The sequence below is a fragment of the Rhodococcus sp. ARP2 genome (assembly GCF_001029585.1).
Lineage (GTDB): Bacteria > Actinomycetota > Actinomycetes > Mycobacteriales > Mycobacteriaceae > Rhodococcus_F > Rhodococcus_F erythropolis.
This window is the reverse complement of sequence record NZ_LEKE01000061.1, coordinates 89,809-106,158: the sequence shown is the minus strand read 5'-3', so window position 1 is coordinate 106,158 and position 16,350 is coordinate 89,809. Positions and strand designations below refer to the sequence as shown.

Here is a 16,350-nt window from a genome sequence, read left to right as displayed (position 1 = left end):
TCACGGGCAAGACCCTGAGAATTTGCTGACAGGTGTTAGCGAACGATGCACAGGCTCGAGGATGAATTTGACACCGCAGGTCAGTGAACTTTTGGGCGTCGGCGTCATTTATCCCGGCAAAGTTCACAATCCATTCAGAAATTGCTCCCGAAAAGACAGAAAAGACCGTTATCCCTTTTTTGCGGGAAGTCGGTTTTTGACACACCTGGAAGCATGACCGTCGATGACTTCTCCACAGCCCGAGCCAACTCTGACGTTCACCCCGAAACGGGTCGCGCAGCTCGCGTTCGTGTTGATCGGATGTCAGCTCGTCATTCGCGCCTGGGTTGCCGCGAGCAATTACTTCTACTGGGACGACCTCATCCTGATGGGCCGCGGAGGACGCTTCCCTCTCTTCTCGAGCGAACTCCTGCTCTACGACCACGACGGTCACTTCATGCCCGCGGCCTTCTTCTTCACCGGGTTGATCACCCGCATCGCGCCGTACAACTGGGCGCTGTCGGCAACGCTGCTCGTCATCGGCCAGGCCGCGGCGTCGTTGGCGCTTCTGCGCACTCTTCGGTTGGTCCTTGGTTGGCGACCGGCGCTGTTGATTCCGCTGATCCTGTATCTCTTCGTCCCGCTGACCCTTCCGTCGTTCTCGTGGTGGGCGGCCGCACTCAACGCCTTGCCGCTTCAGATCGCGCTTGCCTGGGCATGCGGCGACGCGATCAAGCTGTACCGCACCGGACATGTGCGCTACGTGTTCTCGGGCACCGCGGTTTTTGTCGTCTCTCTGCTGTTCTTCGAGAAGGCAGTGCTCGTTCCGTTCGTGGCACTCGCTTTTCTGGTGCTGTACTTGCGCACACAAGGTGAAGGAACGCCGATACGAAGTGCGGTCACGAAGTGCCGACGCCTGTGGACGGCCTGCGCCGCCGTGCTCGCGATCTGGATTCCGGTGTATCTGACAACTGTCGAATCTCCGATCACCGGCAACGGCCGTTCCATGTCCACCGAACTGCTGCATCACGGCACGTCTTTGGGGATGCTTCCCACCCTTCTCGGCGGCCCCTGGCGCTGGGAGCGGTGGATCCCCAGCCCCGCCTGGGCCGATCCGCCGACGGTCTTGGTGGCCGCGGCCTGGGCCGCGCTGCTGACGACGGTCGTGATGACCGTGCGTGCCCGACGCGGCGCTGCCTGGATCTGGGCCGCCGCTGCGCTGTACTTCCTGGCCTCTGTCGTGGCGATGACCGCTACCCGATCCGACGCCGACACCACGTACGAGTTGGCGCAGACCTTGCGGTACTTCACGGATTCGGCGACGGTGTTCGCCCTCGCCGCCGCTCTGATTCTCGGTGCACCTCGGCGGCGTCCGGCCCGGATACCCGTCGCAGTCGCCGCCGGCCTGTCGGCGCTCTTCGTGGTCAGTTCGCTCGTCTCGACCGTCACGTTCGTCGACATCTGGCGCGAGAACCCGACTCGCGACTACCTCGCCAACGCGCGAATGTCGTTGTCACAGAATCAGGATGCTCCACTGCTCGAGCAACCCGTCGCGATCGAAGTGCTCCTTCCCGTCGCCTTTCCGAACAATTTGGCAAGCAATGTTCTCGCGCCACTGCCTGATCGCCCCGAATTCTCTTCCAGCACTCCGATTCTGCGCACCATCGACGACAGCGGACGGATTGTCGATGCCGAAGTGACCTGGACGAGAAGGATTCCCGAAGGAGCAGCACCGAACTGCGGCACCCGTGCCGAAGGCCCGACCGAACTCCCCCTCGACGGCCCCCTGGCCGGCTGGGAATGGACGGTGCAGCTCAATTACCTCGCGAGCACCGACGGAACGATCGATGTTGCGTTGGAGTCCGGCGACGCAGTATCGGTACCCGTGACGCAGGGTTTGCACTCGGCATTCGTGCGCCTGGTCGGCCACGGAAACAGTGTGAAGATCACGCCGACAACGCCGGGACTGACGCTGTGTTTCGGCGCCGGACAAGTCGGTGCCGTCGTCCCGACCTCCGCAAAATAGTGGCAGAGTAGAAGTCATGGAGCTGCGTATATTCACCGAACCCCAGCAGGGCGCTACCTACGAACAACTACTGACTGTTGCCCAGACCGCCGAAAAACTCGGCTACGGCGCATTTTTCCGCTCGGACCACTATCTCGCCATGAATTCCGACGGCCTTCCCGGGCCCACCGACGCGTGGATCACGCTCGCCGGAATCGCCCGCGAAACATCCACCATCCGCCTCGGCACTCTGGTGACGTCGGCTACGTTCCGTCACGCCGGACCGCTGGCCATCTCGGTCGCACAGGTCGATCAGATGAGTGGTGGCCGCGTAGACCTCGGCATCGGTGCCGGCTGGTACGAGGAAGAGCACCAGGCGTACGGCATCCCGTTCCCGGCGCTCAAGGATCGCTTCGAACTGCTCGAGGAAACTCTCGACGTAGTGACCGGCCTGTGGCGTACGCCGGTCGGCGACACGTTCGACTACGACGGTAAGCACGTGCAGATCAAGAACTCTCCCGCGCTTCCCAAACCGCACCAGGTCGACGGTCCGCCGATCCTGATCGGTGGCACGGGCAAGAAGAAGACTCCGGCGCTCGCCGCTCGGTTCGCGAACGAGTTCAACATCCCGTTCAAGTCCCTCGCGGAAACGAAGGACATCTTTGCGCGGGTTCGTCAGGCTTGCATCGACATCGAGCGCGATCCGAACGAATTGGTGTACTCCAACGCTCTCGTCCTGTGCTGCGGCCGCGACGAGGCGGAGATCAAGAAGCGCGCCGAAGCGATCGGACGCGACGTGGACGAGCTACGTGAGAACGGTCTGGCCGGAACACCTTCGGAGTTGGTCGACAAGATCGGCACTTTCGCCGAGGCCGGTTCACAGCGCGTGTATCTGCAGACTCTCGATCTGGCCGATCTGGATCATCTCGAACTCGTCGCAAGCGAGGTCATGCCCCAACTGCAGTGAGGAAAGGTCCGGGATCTACAGCGCGTTCGCGTCGAGGAACGCGCGTAGGTCTCGGTCCCACTGGGCCGAGCGGGAACGATCGAGAAAGACCCGCACCAGCATGAACGCGATGACCAACAGGGACATCACGCTGAACCAGGTGAAAACCCCGGTGACCACGGCTGCGACGTCGGCAGCACTCTGCGTGATCGGAGCTACGGTCTTGTCGCCGTGATCGTTGACGTAGATGGGGACCTCGGTGCCGACGGGCGTCGCCGAGTCGACAGTGACATCACCCGTGTGAACCTCACCGTTCCAGTTCCATTGCGCGCTGGCCATTTCGGTGGTCGGTGCAATGTAATCGGCTGTCGAGGGGGTGGTCTGCGTCGAGTCTGCAGTCGTCGTCGCCGAAATGCTGTGTAGTTCGGCGGATTGTTTGGCGATCAGTGCGTTCTGGCTCGAAGCCGTCGCAGCCCCTGCCCATACCGCGAGAGGCAGCAGAAGAATCGCGAAAATGATCAGACCGAAGGACATGAATCCTTCGATCCGATCACTGCGGCGAACCATCGGATCGTGGCCTACATGAATGGTGCGTCGGAGCAGCGACGCAGTTCCTCGCGTACTACCTGACATTATTAGCTCAGTTCTCTCGACGACACACTCTTACATCGAGATTCCCTTTGTTTCGATCTAGTTGCAAGTGTTAACGAGCTGAATCACATGTGTCCTCCAACACCTGTCCAGTTATTCACTCGGCGGAAGGATGTCCGTCTGCGCCGGAACCTGATCCTGACGGAGCAATCCGACCGGGCAACTGACGCCGGTGGCATGCACCGGGCAGTAGCCGCCGGGGTTCTTCGCCAAATACTGCTGGTGGTAATCCTCCGCGTAGAAGAAGTCGCGCAGCGGACCGATTTCGGTGGTGATCGCGCCGTATCCGGCTTCGGCAAGTCGTTCACCGAAAGCGACGGCCGACGCATGAGCGATTTCTTCCTGCTCGGCGGACGTCGTGAAGATCGCCGAACGGTACTGCGAGCCCTGGTCGTTACCCTGACGCATCCCCTGCGTCGGATCGTGGTTCTCCCAGAAGTGCGCCAGGATCTGCTCGTAGGAGATCACTGCGGGATCGAAGACCACCAGCACCACTTCGGTGTGACCCGTACGTCCGGAGCACGTTTCTTCGTACGTCGGGTTGGGGGTGAAGCCTCCCGCATAACCCGCAGCGGTTGTGTACACACCGGGAAGCTGCCAGAACTCCTTCTCGGCGCCCCAGAAACAACCCATCCCGACGACGACGGTCTGCAGTTCGGCCGGAAACGGCGGCGTCAACGGATGCCCGTTGACGTAGTGCGCGGTAGGTACCGGCATTTTCTGCTCTCGCCCGGGCAGGGCGTCCTCAGGCGCGATCAGCGTGGATTTTGCGGACGCTCGTCCCAGAATGTCGTCGTACCAGCTCATGCTTCGATGCTACGCGTGAGCGGCTGTTTCGCCACGCCGTGACCGCGCGGGCGCCGGGCAGCTCCACCCACCGGTAGCCGATTTCTGCTACCGCGGCCGTTGCCAGAAGGAACAGCGCGAACGCCAGCGTCGGTCCGACGTACAAAACGGTGTTCTCGACAACGCGGTACAGGATCAGGGTGTGCACGAGATAGATGATGTAACTGCGCGTCGAAAGCCATTTCACGACTGACCAGCGCGTCGGGACACCGTCGTAGCGGCCGATGAGAACTACCGCTGCGGCGACTACCGAAATGGTCCACAGGTAGTGCTCGCCGGCCCAGTAGACGCGGAACTGGGTCGCCACGATGATGACGTGCATCTGAACGAGGACGGCAACGATCAGCCAGCGGCCGGGAGCGAGCTTGGCCCACGCGAGGTACATGATCTGACCGAGGAAGACAGCCGGCAGCGTCGCGGCGATCTTGGACAGCATCGGCACGGTGTACGGCAACGGCGCGTAGACGTTGTAGAGCAGCACCAGTGAGCACAGTGCTCCGCCGGCGAGCGGCATGACGATTGGACGCAGACGCAATATCGGTCGAGCCGCGACGCAGGCGAGATAGAAGAGGAACTGGACGGTGAGCGTCCAGGTCACTCCGAGAACCGCTACCTCGGGCTTGAGAAAGAATCCGCCGAGAAAAAAGCTCATCAACGCTTCGGTATCGGAAATACCTTCCTGACCGCTGAACATTCCGTTGATTCCGAGGCGGACCAGAAGAATGGCAATCGCGGTTGCCACCCAGAATGCGGGCAGCAGGCGGCTGAATCGGTTGGTCAAGAACTTTCCGGGGCCGTCACGAATCGCGGACCGCGTCACCAGAGCGCCGGTCAGCATCATGAATACCGCGACGCCGACAAAAGAGAGGTGCTGGTTGAGTTCGGCGGGCTCGATCAGAACGCCGTAAACGACGTCGATCACCCACCAGCCCGAGCCGAGATCGTCGATGACGTAAAAAGAGATGTGGGAGTAGATCACGGCGGCAACCGCCAGTGCTCGCAGCAGGTCAGCGCCCGGAAGATTCACCCGAGGCGCGGCCGCCTCTGGTGATTCCGGGAGGAAAACTGGTGCGGGCATCGCGCAAGTTTAAGGTTCCGTTCACCTTTACGACGAATTTGCGCATATTAGCTTACCCTTAGATCCGACTAAGTTCGGTTAACCAAACTTTATTCTTTGGTGATTACTACCTGAGCCGGACTGTTGCGGACGGTGTACGAATGTTATTGGGTGGAAACCCGAAGAATGATTTGCACATACGCGAGTGACGTCACGCCGTGACCGGTGATCGACGCACTCTAAAGCACCAGGGCTCACCAGCCCGCAAAGAAGGGACCCTCGTGTCTGTTTACACGCTGCCGGAACTCCCCTACGACTACGCAGCCCTCGAGCCGCACATCTCGGGCAAGATCATGGAGCTGCATCACGACAAGCACCACGCGGCTTACGTTGCCGGCGCCAACGCTGCACTCGAGAAGCTGGCCGAGGCTCGTGAGAACGACACCATCGCAGCGCAGGCCAACCTGCTCGAGAAGAACCTGGCGTTCCACCTCGGTGGCCACACCAACCACACCGTTTTCTGGAACAACCTCAGCGCTGACGGTGGCGACAAGCCCGAAGGCGAGCTCGCCGCAGCGATCGACGACAACTTCGGTTCGTTCGATCTCTTCCGCGCTCACTTCTCCGCGAACGCCAACGCCATCCAGGGCTCCGGCTGGTCCATCCTCGCGTGGGACTCGATCGGACAGCGTCTGATCATCGTCCAGCTCTACGATCAGCAGGGCAACATCTCCATCGGCCTCACGCCGCTGCTGCTCCTCGACATGTGGGAGCACGCTTTCTACCTCGACTACCAGAACGTCAAGGGCGACTACGTCAAGGCATTCTGGAACATCGTCAACTGGAACGACGTTTCGGCTCGCTTCGACCGTGCACGTACCCAGACCGCAGGTCTGATCGTCTAGTCACAGCTCTTCTTGCGAACGGCGGCGCCTCACCAGGGGCGCCGCCGTTCGCGTCAGCAGAGCGCCACCGAGCAGGACCGTCGTGGCTCCGAAGACCAATGCCAGTGTGCGAGTTCCGGAGTCACCACTGCTCGCGCTGGTCTGATTCACGGCTACCGGATCCGACAGCACCGAGGTCAACTGAACCTGCTGCGGAGTGGTCATCGCCGGAATACCGGATTTTGCGCCGTCGAGGCCCGTGACCAATGACTTGGCGATCCCTTGCAGCGTCGTGAATCCCTGGGTGATCTGATCGGTCACGTCGCCGAGCATCTGCGGTGCCTGATCGGCGATGGGGATGAGTCCGTCGTTCAATTGTCCGGCAGCACTGCTCAGTTGATCGCTCGCGCCTTGCAGCTGCCCGACAGCGGTGCGGACTAGATCACCGAGCTCCGTATCGGGTCCGACCGAGCCACCCAACAGCGCCGGAACGGTGCCCAATTGCGCATTCAGCGCACCGAGATCCGAACTCACACCGGCCAGTTGCGCTGTCACGTCGGGCGGGATCGGAAGGCCGTTCAACGCAGTTTGCAACGTGTCGATCCGTGTCTTCAATTCCGCGGTCGACGACGACGCCTCCCCCAGCGTCAGGCCCAGTGAGTCAGCGCGCGTGGCCAGCTCTTCCGCCGACCCCGACGCCTGATCGACCACGCCGGATACCTGGTCCGCCACGCTCATCAACTCCAACGCTCCCGAGCGTGCGGTCTCGAGATACGGCAGCAGAGTGCCTGCGCCTGCCTTCACCTGATCGATGGACTTTCCGGCCTCATTGGTGCCGGCGACCAGAATCTGTGCGGTGGTGAGGTTTTGATCGATCGAGCGCCTGGCGGCCGAAGTCTGAGCCAGCAAACCCTTGATTCCGTCCGCGCCGACCTGCGCCGATACGGCCCGAGTCAACTCGGCGGCCTTCTCCGAGTCCGAGCCATTCACCGCCAGTTCGACACTGGCTTGGCGGGGATCAGTGCCGAACATCGACGCGACGGTTTCGCTGAAGTCTTCCGGCACCGTCAACGTCGCGAAGTAGTTCCCGCCGGGGTTGTCGACCACCTGGAAGTCGAAGTCTTCGTTCTTGCCCAACGTGTCCACCAGGGTGTCGCCGGCCCGAAGTTCCTTGCCGTCGAGCGTGGTTCCCGCGTCGGCGTTCACGATCGCGACGGTGTTCGAGGAATCGGCACCGCCCGCGAAGATCACGAACCCGATCCCCGCCACCGCAGCCGCGACAATCGCGGCCACACCACCCACTGCCAGCCGTCGACCGAGGCGTGACGGCTGGCGGTGGGAGTTCTCGGTGGTGTTCTCGGCGCTCATGGGCGAGACGATAAAGCAACAACTTGTAGAAACACTGAGAAGTTCTAGGTGGGCGCCGGGGTCGGTTTCGCTTCTTCTTTCGGGTCTTCATCCGGTTCGGTTCGAGGACCACTGATCAGGATGTCCGCCCAGCGTGTGGCCGGGTCGATGTCGAGCAGGACGGCCTTCACCAGCAACGAGAGCGGAATCGCCAGCAATGCTCCGAGTGCTCCGAGAACCCACGCCCAGAAGACAAGCGAGAGGAAGGTCATCGTCACCGACAACCCGACGGCGTCGCCGACGAACTTGGGTTGGATGATGGACTGGATCACGAAGTTGATGACGGAGTAGACGACGATCACCCACAGCATCAGCCACGGCCCGCCCTGAAGGAGTCCCAGGAGCGCCGGTGGGATGACGCCGATGACAAACCCGATGTTGGGGATGTAGTTGGTGATGAAGGACAGTAGCGCCCACAGGACGGGCAGCTGAATGCCCATCAGCCACAGCGCACCACCGTCGAGTACCGCCACGATGAGGCCGAAGACCGTCGAGACGACCAGATATTTGCGAGTTCCGGCGGCAAAGGTGGAGAGCGCGTAGGAGATTTCGGGACGTTGCTCGGACAGCACATTCAACCGTGAGCGGATACTCATGCCGTCGAAAGCCATGAACAGCAACAGTGCGAGGATGAACACCAGATCCGACAGAATGCCGAGCAGACCCTCCAGCCCACTTTCGAGTACGCCCACGACCTTCGTGAGATCGATACTGCTGAGTGTGCTTTGGATCTGTTCGGTGCTGACTCCGAAGTCGGCCAACTTGTCGCGGCCCTCGTTGAGGAGGTTGGTCATCTCCTCGGAGTATTGAGGCAGGATTGTGGCCAACTGGGCCGTCGACACGATCAACGACGCCGCCAACCCGAGCAGAATCAGGTACACGGTGACCAGTGAGCCGAGCATCCCGACCCACTTAGGCCATCCTCGTCGCTGTGACCAATCCTGAATGGGCTGAACGGCAATCGTCAGCACGAGCGCCAGGAATACCGGTCCGAGGATGCCGCCGAACACCTTCATTCCGCCGACGGCAACCACGGTGGCCGCGAGACCGAGCAGGACGATCAGACCGCGCGGGATCGACCAGTTCGCACTACCGGAAAGCGTGGGGATCGGAGCGGGAGCCGCGGCGGCCGGCTTGCCCTTCTTAGAGAACACCGGCTTCCTTTGCCCGGCTTCTGATCTGGAATGCGCCCACGATCATGAAGAGGCCGAACAAGATTGCGTACCAACCCAACAACCAGATGAGGCTGATGATGCCTTCGCCTGGTGCGATCAGAAGGATGATGCCGAAGATGACCGCGAGCACCGACGCGGCGAGCAGCCATCCCCAACTGGATCCGGGCAGCGCTTTCATCTTGAAGGCGCCGACAATTCCGAAGATTCCGAACATGATGGCGTAGAAGGCAATTATGTACAGAAGTACCAGCGCCGTGATGCCTGGCCAGACCAGCGCGACGATACCGGCTCCCACCGAAACGACGCCGGTGAACACCCACCATCCCCACGAACTCAGGTGTTCGCGGTCCCGGATGGCTCGAACGAGCGTGATCAAGCCGTCGACAATGGAGTAGATACCGAACAGGAAGACCAAGGCCACCACGGTAATTCCCGGCCACACGAGCGCAATGATTCCGAAGATCACGCCGAAGATTCCGCGGATCAGGATCATCCACCAGATCTCTTTGCCGTACTGCACGAACGGGTTCTGCGTGACCATCAGTAGCCTCCGAAGCAAGCGGGTGTCTCTGACCGATTCAACAGCTCTTCAAACAGGGCAATACCGACAGATCGTATGGCTATCGTGACCTTTCCGCCCATCGAAACGCGCGGCTGATACCGAGTTGTGCTCTTCGGGTACGAAGCGAGGGGACTTTCAGCCTGCTTCCCGAATGCTTGCTTCCCGAATACCGGGCGCGGTCCACGATCCCGAAAGCACTGCAGCCTTCGGCCAGTACAGGCGCAGAAAGACGTTGAAGTCACCGGACGGAGCCGGCAACCAGTTCCGCTCCTTCTCGCCACCAGGCGACTCGTGCTGGAGATAGATGTCCAACGAGCCGTCGTCGGCGAACACCAGATCACTTCGATCGCCGATGGCATATCGATCGATCGGGTTGTCCACGAAGTACTGCCGCTCGTTCATCATCGTGAGCGACCAGAATCCCTCGACCGGCGGGAGCTCGTCCTTCTCGAAATGAAGTACGTACTTCTTCTCACCGGTCAGAGGCTTACCGTCGACGTCCGTCGTAGCGTGCGGGTACACGGCATCTGCGTCGAGGTTGGCCCCGAAACCGAGCCAGACGATCAGAGCCCGCTGAGCGTAATGAGTCCCGTAATGCCCCAAGCCGCGGTGCATCGTCCAGCCGTTCTTCGGATTGCCTTCCGCCTCCTTGGCGATCTCGCTCAGCACGTCCATTCCGGTCCGCGCAGCTCGGTCGAGGGCATCACGCACCTCTTGCGGGCGCGACTTCCAGGGCAGCGACGAGCCGATTCCGATGTCGGACAGCTGTTTCATCATCTCGGTATCCTCCGGACGCGGAGGATTGTCGTCGAGAAGTGCGTCGAGCGTGGTGAAGAAGGCCTCGCCGTCCATTGCGGCCACCTGGTCCACCGGCGGTGTGCGCGTGTCGACAGCAGAGTTCACCGGAACTTCTCCGGGCGTGTAGTCCTGCGGGTCACCCGTCCATTCCGACAGTGGTGTGAGTCGCGTCCGGTCCTGCAGGCTGTGCACTTCGGCCAGGTCTGTTCCCCCTGACGTCGCGTAGCGGGCGACTATCCAATTCATCGCCGTCGGCGACCGCAGCAGCGTCAAACCCTTGGGCACGTTGCCTTTCCAATTCGGTCCGGCCACCAGGTACGGCCCCCCGGTGCGTCCTACCGTCCGAGATCCCGGCACCGTGAAGACGTCGCTCCACGCGTCGAGGATGGGGACCAACCAGTACCGGGTGCCGAAGTCCGGCAGCGAGAGCACCTGCGGTTCCGTCGAGACGTCCAGCCACCCCGACGAGTAGAGAGTGTCCGCGTTGGGCGAGACGACATCGGTGAAGCTCGCGTCGGGCGTCGTACGCGCATAAGCGAACTGGTTGAGCGGGGCTTTCATCGCCACCGGGGTCGGCGTCGCCGTCATGACGTCACGCGATACCGCCGCAATCAACAGGGGATACCCGAAGATCCACGCCTGCGTTGCCAGGTCTTCGAGCCGAGAACGGTTCTTCGACAGAGTCATGCCTGCGCATACCACCGCTCTCACCAGCGCAAACCTGGCTGGCACTCTCCCTGTCTTGTGTGCCAGTACCGAATAGGTGCATATTTCGATTACCCAACGAGGTGTGCCGGACCGACGCATGCGCGTCAGACCGAGATTTGCCCCAGCACCGAGGGAGGAACAGAAATGAACAGAAACGAAGCAATAGGCATTTCTCCGTTCCAAGCCGCTGGGTCTTTGCAGGGTTTCGTCATTTCCGGCCGTTGGCCGGACACCACCCAGGAGTGGGCGCAGCTTCTCGCCCTGGCTGTCCGAGTGGCCTCGATGCCGGGATTGTTGCCGACGACGACGGTCTTCGGAGTGCGTGAGGACGTTCCCGAGGATCCGCAACCCGGCACCGTCGGTCTGGTGGTTGCCGAAGGTCCGGTGCTCGGCGATTTTGCACTGACACCCGGCCGTTTCTCCGACCATCAGCCGCCGGCACTGATCATGCTGCACCCGCCGTCGGAAACTACCCCCAGCCTGCCGGAATGCGAGGGAAGCGCGTCGGGGTGCGTACTACTGCCAGGACTTCCCTACCTGGGCTTGGAGCATCGTGCGGCCTGGGTGGAGGCAGAGCCGGACGGCACGGTCGTCTCCATGATCAGCCGCGTCGGCATCGATTTGATCAGCGATCCCGACACCGCTGTTTTGGCCATGCTCCTCGCTTCGTGACGGCCGCGGTAAGCGATAAGTTCGGACTCCCAAACTTGCTGTGCGCTTTGCCAATTCGAGCCGACCGCGCTAACGTGGGTAGCAACGAAGGGGAGTAGCCCCCAATCGCCTGTGTCGACATACTGGTTCGACGCGCTCCGCCTGGTGTGGATCGCGAAGCACCCGGCCTGGCGAACCGAAGGTCCTGTGGCCTCGGTGGGCGAGACCTTCGGCCGGACAAGCGCACTATGCGCCTGCCCAGGCCGGAGGCTCGCATTTTTCCTCCGACCTACACCGACCGGAGGAGTAAACCTTGCTTGCCGCAATACTTTTGAGTTTCGGCGTCATTTTCGTCGCGGAACTCGGCGACAAGTCGCAACTGATGGCAATGACGTTTGCCTTGCGATATCGCTGGTGGGTCGTTCTCGGCGGAATCACCGTCGCCACCACCCTTGTTCACCTTGTCTCGGTCGCCGTCGGCCACTACCTGGGCGTCGCACTCCCCACCGCGGCAATTTCCATCGTCGGCGGGATCGCGTTCCTGATCTTCGGCCTCTGGACCCTGCGCGGTGACGATCTCACCGACGACGAGCAGAACAAAGCCGGTCGCGTCACGCGATCCGCCTTCATCGCCGTCGCGTCGGCCTTCTTCCTGGCAGAACTCGGCGACAAGACCATGCTCGCCACCATCACCCTTGCGACAGACAACGACTGGATCGGCGTCTGGATCGGGTCGACGGTAGGCATGGTGGCGGCCGACGCTCTCGCCATCATCGTCGGCTCGGTACTGGGCAAGCACCTCCCGGACGGATTCATCAAGATCGGCGCCGCGGTGCTGTTCTTCGTCTTCGGTGTCTGGCTGCTGCTCGAGGGCATCTTCCCCGACTCGTCGGCCGGCATCATCGGCGGTGGCGTTGTCCTGGCAGTGTCCGTACTGGGTGCGCTGGCACGTATGATCTGGAAGCGCTCCCGTGCGACCGACTCCGATACACACCTCGTCGACGACAATCGGACGCCGATCGACTGACGCTCAACGAATAACGTCGCCGGCGCCCCAAATCGCGACCGGGACATGACCTTCCGCCACTCCGCTCGGTCCGAGTAGCTGCCCGAACCGCTTCATCGGGTACAGCGAGACACGTCGATCGAGGATCCGCACACTACCGATTCGGCGGAGTCGATCCTCGACGACAAGACTCTGCGCGAGGCTGCTCAGCCACACGCTGATCAACATGTTCGCTGTTCCGGTAGTCGCCACCAACAATCTGATCTCCGGCCAACTCGACACAAGATTGCCGAGTTCGTCGGTGGAACCGTCCACAGCGACATCGAAGATCACTTCGAACGGTGAACCGACAGCCTGTTGCGAGACATCGCAGCGGAAAATCAACTGTCGCGATGCAGTCAACTGGGCCAAGCGCCGTCGAATCGCAGTCTCGTTCGTTCCACAAATCGCGGCGAGACGCGCATAGCTGGCACGTCCGTCACGGCCGAGCGCCTCCAACAGGGCACCGTCGGACTCACGGAACACTGTCGGATCTGCCGGCGCCGCAGCGGTTGCCAGCTGAGCGCGACCTGCTTGCCCCAGAGCGCCCGGCTCCCAACTGAAGCCGTCCCGGTACACCTTCACCCCGACCCGGCTTCTGATCGACAAGATTCCAGGATCGGCAGCAAGGTGCTCACACACCAAGGCGTCCAAACTCTTCTGGTCGGCGGCCACAACTCCGACGAAGTACTCGTACTCACCTTCCGTCCTGGCCAACAGATACGCGCAGGCCAGCTCACGTAACCGCTCCCCCACGTCGGCAACCGCATCCTGAGTGGTCCTGATCAGGAGATAGCCGAATATGTGGGTTCGACCGATTGCGACCGCGTTGACCCACGAATGACCGTTCGAGACGAGTCGACGCCACCGGCGGGCGATCGTCGTCGAATCCATGTCGAGTACCGACGACAACTGCGTCCACGACGCGCGGGGGTTGAGTTGGAGTGCATTGATGATCTCCAGATCAGATTCCGCGATCACAAATGCGTTGGATTCCGGCTTCATCTGCCAAGTATTGCTGGATTACTGCATTCTGGCCGGTGATCCCTGCCGGTTTGCCAAAGATATGTGAATCACTTCACAGGTTCACCACTTGGAGGCCCAGTGCTTCGCTCCACCAAAGTCACGGTCGCGCTGCTGTTCGTCGCCTACGCGATCGACTACATAGATCGGCTGGCGATCAACCTCGCCCTCCCTTTGCTCGGTGAGGAGTTCGATCTCGACTACTCCCAGCGTGGATTGATCATCTCCACGTTCTTCATTGCATACACACTGGCCCAACTGCCTGGTGGACTGCTCGCCGATCGATACGGCGCAGTCCGGATGGCTCTGATCGGGTTGGTGGCGTGGAGTGTCTTCACCGGCTTCACCGCCCTTGCGTGGTCGTTCGGGACGCTTCTGGTTGTTCGCTTTCTCTTCGGTCTCGCACAGGGCGTGTTTCCGGCAGCCGCAGTAAAGCTGGTTGCCGAACGCAGCATCCCGGAGCAACGTGCCACCGCAACCGGATGGATGAACAGTTCCAACGCCGTCGGTACGCTTCTCGCCATTGTCGTTGCGGCAGCGCTTCTCCCGTTGATCGGCTGGCGTGGGATGTTTCTGGCCGTCGCGGCGCTCGGCGTACTCTCGCTCGTCAGCATCAAGTTGTGGCTCCCGCCCGCACTTCCGGCGGAGATCGACCACGGTCCGGATTCCTCCTGGGACAACATGCGCACCGTACTTCGCTCCCGCGCGATGTGGCTCTTCGCCTTGATGTTCTTCGGCTACGACTTCGTGATCTGGGGGATGTCGTCCTGGGTTCCGTCCTACCTCCATGACGAACGTGGAATCGCCCTCTCGAGTGCGAGCCTCCTTCTCATCCCGGCAACCGTGGTGGCCGCCGTGACCACCGTCATCGGCGGCCGAATCTCGGATCGACTGGCAGGCAACAGCCGCATCGTCGTAGTGCCGTCCATGCTCGCGTGCATCGTGATGCTCGTTTCAGTTCCTTTCGCCTCCAACACGGCCTTGTTCGTCGTTCTCGTCACCCTCGGATCTGCCGCTGCCTCTTTCGCTTTCATGCCGTGTTTTGCGCTCCCACTTCGTAGCCTGCCTTCTTCGGTGGTCGGAGCCGCCTCGTCGATGATCATTTTCGGCGGCATGGTCGCCGGGATTGTCGCGCCGCTGGTGTTCGGATTCATCGTGGACCATCTCTCCTGGTCAGCGGCGTTCGTATCGCTCGCGCTCGGGCCCGTCGTGGCGATCATCGCGGTAATGGCAGCGCCGCAGACCCGAGAAAAGATGCTGAACCTGGTGCAACTGAAAACCGCCAACTGATCATCACCAACCGAAAGAAGATCGACCATGAACCAACTGCTTTCGAATCTTGAATTCGGAGACCCGTCGCGGTTGCGAACCGTCGAGCCGCACTGGTTCGATCTGTACCGGGACCTGCACGCACACCCCGAGTTGTCCGGCAACGAAACTCGCACTGCCGCACTTGTTGCCGAAGAGCTTCGGCGGATCGGCGGCTGGGACGTCACGATCGGAGTCGGCGGCACGGGTGTCGTCGGTGTTCTCCAAGGGAGCAGCGGGCCGGTGATCCTGCTACGCGCCGACATGGACGCGTTGCCGGTCGCAGAAGACACCGGGTTGTCATACGCCTCCAAGACGGATGGCGTCATGCATGCGTGTGGCCACGACGTCCACGTAACCGCGCTACTTGCCACGTGCGCAGCACTTTCCGCGGATCCGACGTCGATCACCGGCACTGTTGTCGCGGTCTTCCAGCCTGCCGAGGAGACCGGCTCCGGCGCTCGTGCGATGGTCGACGACGGAATCTTCGACCGCTTCCCGCGACCGGACCTCTGCCTGGGACAACACGTGGGCCCGACTCCGGCTGGGATGCTGGTCAGCAAACCCGACATCTTGATGGCAGCATCCGACACGATTCGAGTGGTTTTTCACGGCCGTGGTGGGCATGCGTCCTCGCCGTACGCGTGCATCGACCCCTTGTTGATGGCAGCATCTTTCGCGCTGCGCATTCAAAGTCTGGTCGCTCATGAAGCGGCAACCCCGACAGCACCGGTGCTCACGGTGGGAGCATTGCACGCCGGCACAGCTGCGAACATCATTGCCGACGACGCCGAACTACTACTCAGTCTGCGAACTTTCAGCGCATCGTCGCGAGAACACATGCTCGAATCTGTAGGCCGGATCGCTCGCGCAGAAGCGGACGGAGCAGGCGCCACCGAAGCGCCGGACGTTCATGCGTACAACGGCTTTCCGGCCACGGTCAACACTCCGGACGCAACGTCCACGGTGATGACCGACCTACGCCGGGCCGGATTGGGAATGCACACCCTGCCGCAACCACTTTCAGGCAGCGAGGACTTCGGAGTCTTCGGCACTGCTGCCCAATGCCCCTCCGTATTCTGGCATTTCGGCGGGACGGCGCTTCGGAGTTTCGACGAAAGAGCTCTCGCCGCACTCGCCGAGGGACGGATTCCTCCCGGCACACCCTCGAATCACTCACCGCGCTTCGCGCCGGATCCGGCCGCGGCACTACCCGAAGGTGTCACGGCTATGACTGCGGCCGCACTGGGCGCCCTTGCGCGAAGCGCGTGATTCCTACACATACTTCTCCAGGGAGATAACGCC

The 16,350-nt window shown here is 61.6% G+C and carries 15 protein-coding genes; 7 read left to right on the top strand and 8 right to left on the bottom strand.

Features of this window, described 5'->3' with window-relative positions; translation table 11 throughout:
* The first annotated feature begins 223 nt into the window (after positions 1–223).
* The gene (locus ABX74_RS18035) at positions 224–2,005 is read left to right on the top strand and encodes a hypothetical protein (protein WP_047889368.1); all 1,782 of its coding nucleotides are present in this window, start codon (positions 224–226) and stop codon (positions 2,003–2,005) included.
* Between the two features lie 16 nt (positions 2,006–2,021).
* Positions 2,022–2,951 (top strand): LLM class F420-dependent oxidoreductase, encoded by a 930-nt coding sequence (locus ABX74_RS18030; RefSeq protein WP_020905735.1) that lies wholly within the window; start codon positions 2,022–2,024, stop codon positions 2,949–2,951.
* A 15-nt stretch (positions 2,952–2,966) separates the two neighbouring features.
* Here the strand turns inward: ABX74_RS18030 and ABX74_RS18025 are convergent, their stop codons facing one another.
* From ABX74_RS18025 to ABX74_RS18015, 3 genes are all read right to left on the bottom strand, one after another.
* Positions 2,967–3,563: a hypothetical protein gene (locus ABX74_RS18025; protein WP_223257952.1), complete on the bottom strand. Its 597-nt coding sequence runs from the start codon at positions 3,561–3,563 to the stop codon at positions 2,967–2,969.
* A 111-nt stretch (positions 3,564–3,674) separates the two neighbouring features.
* Positions 3,675–4,388, bottom strand: coding sequence for a peptide-methionine (S)-S-oxide reductase MsrA (gene msrA / locus ABX74_RS18020; RefSeq protein WP_020905733.1), 714 nt, complete (start codon positions 4,386–4,388; stop codon positions 3,675–3,677).
* On the bottom strand, positions 4,327–5,505 hold the full coding sequence (locus ABX74_RS18015; RefSeq protein ID WP_020968085.1) for an acyltransferase family protein: 1,179 nt from the start codon (positions 5,503–5,505) through the stop codon (positions 4,327–4,329). The genes msrA and ABX74_RS18015 overlap by 62 nt, the downstream gene beginning before the upstream one ends.
* A gap of 260 nt (positions 5,506–5,765) precedes the next feature.
* Between ABX74_RS18015 and ABX74_RS18010 the strand changes: the two genes are divergently transcribed.
* Positions 5,766–6,389 carry a superoxide dismutase gene (locus ABX74_RS18010; RefSeq protein ID WP_003944189.1) on the top strand — a complete coding sequence of 208 codons (624 nt, stop codon included), beginning with the start codon at positions 5,766–5,768 and terminating at the stop codon, positions 6,387–6,389.
* On the opposite strand, the gene ABX74_RS18005 is transcribed toward ABX74_RS18010, so the two are convergent.
* From ABX74_RS18005 to ABX74_RS17990, 4 genes are all read right to left on the bottom strand, one after another.
* Positions 6,390–7,736, bottom strand: coding sequence for a membrane protein (locus ABX74_RS18005; protein WP_047889367.1), 1,347 nt, complete (start codon positions 7,734–7,736; stop codon positions 6,390–6,392).
* 44 nt (positions 7,737–7,780) lie between these two features.
* Complete coding sequence (locus tag ABX74_RS18000) at positions 7,781–8,929, bottom strand: AI-2E family transporter (RefSeq protein WP_020905730.1); 1,149 nt, start codon at positions 8,927–8,929, stop codon at positions 7,781–7,783.
* A complete protein-coding gene (locus ABX74_RS17995) occupies positions 8,919–9,491 on the bottom strand; it encodes an HdeD family acid-resistance protein (RefSeq protein ID WP_019746361.1) in 573 nt (190 codons plus the stop codon). Before ABX74_RS17995 ends, ABX74_RS18000 begins: the two co-directional genes overlap by 11 nt.
* Before the next feature lie 156 nt (positions 9,492–9,647).
* Positions 9,648–10,997, bottom strand: a complete 1,350-nt coding sequence (locus ABX74_RS17990) for a DUF1254 domain-containing protein (RefSeq protein WP_046377720.1) — start codon at positions 10,995–10,997, stop codon at positions 9,648–9,650.
* A 165-nt stretch (positions 10,998–11,162) separates the two neighbouring features.
* Between ABX74_RS17990 and ABX74_RS17985 the strand changes: the two genes are divergently transcribed.
* Both ABX74_RS17985 and ABX74_RS17980 read left to right on the top strand, forming a co-directional pair.
* Complete coding sequence (locus tag ABX74_RS17985) at positions 11,163–11,690, top strand: hypothetical protein (RefSeq protein WP_019746359.1); 528 nt, start codon at positions 11,163–11,165, stop codon at positions 11,688–11,690.
* A gap of 292 nt (positions 11,691–11,982) precedes the next feature.
* Positions 11,983–12,696: a TMEM165/GDT1 family protein gene (locus ABX74_RS17980; RefSeq protein ID WP_019746358.1), complete on the top strand. Its 714-nt coding sequence runs from the start codon at positions 11,983–11,985 to the stop codon at positions 12,694–12,696.
* Positions 12,697–12,699: 3 nt separating this feature from the next.
* Here ABX74_RS17980 and ABX74_RS17975 read toward each other — a convergent pair whose 3' ends face one another.
* Positions 12,700–13,719, bottom strand: coding sequence for an Lrp/AsnC family transcriptional regulator (locus ABX74_RS17975; protein ID WP_047889366.1), 1,020 nt, complete (start codon positions 13,717–13,719; stop codon positions 12,700–12,702).
* 99 nt (positions 13,720–13,818) lie between these two features.
* On the opposite strand from ABX74_RS17975, the gene ABX74_RS17970 reads away from it, so the two are divergent.
* Both ABX74_RS17970 and ABX74_RS17965 read left to right on the top strand, forming a co-directional pair.
* Positions 13,819–15,027 carry an MFS transporter gene (locus ABX74_RS17970; RefSeq protein WP_047889365.1) on the top strand — a complete coding sequence of 403 codons (1,209 nt, stop codon included), beginning with the start codon at positions 13,819–13,821 and terminating at the stop codon, positions 15,025–15,027.
* A gap of 27 nt (positions 15,028–15,054) precedes the next feature.
* Positions 15,055–16,317: an amidohydrolase gene (locus ABX74_RS17965; RefSeq protein WP_047889364.1), complete on the top strand. Its 1,263-nt coding sequence runs from the start codon at positions 15,055–15,057 to the stop codon at positions 16,315–16,317.
* The last annotated feature ends 33 nt before the right edge of the window (positions 16,318–16,350 follow it).